The 1,176-nt window shown below is 36.9% G+C and carries 2 protein-coding genes; both read right to left on the bottom strand.

Annotated elements, in window-relative coordinates:
- Positions 1-348, bottom strand: a 348-nt coding sequence (locus AB5935_RS27185; RefSeq protein ID WP_368328000.1) for a hypothetical protein, incomplete at its 3' end; no start/stop codon positions are given.
- A gap of 32 nt (positions 349-380) precedes the next feature.
- The coding region (locus AB5935_RS27180; RefSeq protein ID WP_368327999.1) for a site-specific DNA-methyltransferase at positions 381-1,176 on the bottom strand (796 nt) is incomplete at its 5' end.

Below are 1,176 nucleotides of genomic sequence, written 5' to 3'. Positions count from 1 at the left end.
GTTGTAATCTAATAGTATGCCGCCATTTTGCCCCAGCTCACCAGGATTATCTAAATGACCTCCTTTCTCAGCAGCCTCAATTAGTTCGCGATACACATTATCGGGGATTTCTACATCTTTGGCTCCAGATTTTAAAGCAACCTGTACATCACCGAGATTACTACAATGCACTGGCGGCAAGGATGTTCCCATTGTTCGTTGAGAATCCCCACCTATGGAAGATAATTCTTCATTTTGGAGATATGCGTCAGTGGAATTGTTTGAAAGACCTGTTTGTTCATTTGCATCAGACAGCTGATGATAGCTATTCAGACTCACTGAAACGACTGGAGAATTTACTTTTTTCATAATGTTCCTTTCTATTCTTGTTTTACGTTAGTTTATAATGCTAATTTGGGTTCTCGCATAGCCTGTAATACACGTTCACAGGCTGTATAATAATGCTTTCCCAAATTTTCAAAGCCGATAAAATGTCTATTAGTATTTATACAGGCTACAGCAGTGGTACCACTTCCGATGCAATTATCTAATACAATTTCGCCTTCATTAGTATAAGTCTTAACAAGATATTCCAACAACTTCAGTGGCTTTTGGTTAGGATGAAGCGAAGAGTTCTGTGTATCAGTTTTGAAGATTTGTATACTACGCGGATACCTTTCTGTTGAATCATAATGGTAATCCTGATTCATTGCTCCGTACACTTCTGTTTGGCAGTTTTTTGATCTGAAAGTTTTTTTCCTTTCATGACCAGATGTTTTTTGAGGATTATAGGTACATTGCTTTTTGTAGAATACACTAATCAATTCATGATTACGGAGAGGTTGCTTCTTAGCATTTAGAAAGCCAACTCCTTTCACTTTGTCCCAAACCCAGTCATATTTATACCAATCGATATTACTTAGTCTTAAATAGCTGGAAAAGGGTTCCGCACCAAACAATACAATAGCCCCATTGTCTTTAATGATACGTTTGTATTGTTCCCATAGAGGTTCAAATGGAATTATTGTATCCCATTTACTTTGAGTGGTACCGTATGGAAGATCGCATATTATAGCATCAATGCTTTTATCTGGAATACGTTTCATTCCTTCGATACAATCTTCATTGTATATTTTATCTAACTCAATCTTACACATAGCTTTATTATTGGAATAACGCCTGTTGGACTTGCGACAA

It is taken from the genome of Phocaeicola sp. RTP21198st1_B8_RTP21198_201120 (assembly GCF_040929485.1).
Classification (GTDB): Bacteria; Bacteroidota; Bacteroidia; order Bacteroidales; family Bacteroidaceae; genus Phocaeicola; species Phocaeicola dorei.
Note: the sequence above shows the minus strand (reverse complement) of the source record. Positions and strands in the feature narration are given on the sequence as shown.